At 44.2% G+C, this 308-nt stretch carries 1 protein-coding gene; it reads right to left on the bottom strand.

Going from position 1 to position 308, the window contains the following annotated elements:
• Nucleotides 1–308: hypothetical protein (locus FTW16_RS00010; protein ID WP_146489649.1), on the bottom strand; the 308-nt coding region annotated here is incomplete at both ends.

Raw genomic sequence — 308 nt, 5'->3', positions numbered from 1 at the left:
GGTTGCACTGATACTTATACTCGAACCATTTTGACCAGCTTCAGTCGCAAACTCTTCGCCTAATTCGGTCGGGTCTTGACCTTCCTCTAAAGCCGCAAAGATATTTGCGATGTCTTGTTCAAGTTCAACTTCGCTGCCGTCTTCAGGTGAAAATCGTTTTATTGATATCTGAGATTCATTTGGGGACTCAAGAATTACGTCCCCTGGTTGCAGAGACTCGCCATCTTGTAGGACTCGAATCGTACCATCGAGTGAGATAACAATGCGCTGACCAAGTGCAAGTAAACTAACCAAATTCAATACTGTCA

Origin of the sequence: Vibrio sp. T20 (assembly GCF_007858795.1) — a bacterium.
In the GTDB taxonomy this organism is placed as follows: domain Bacteria; phylum Pseudomonadota; class Gammaproteobacteria; order Enterobacterales; family Vibrionaceae; genus Vibrio; species Vibrio satsumensis.
The sequence above is the reverse complement of the archived record's forward strand: the minus strand, read 5'-3'. Positions and strand labels throughout refer to the sequence as shown.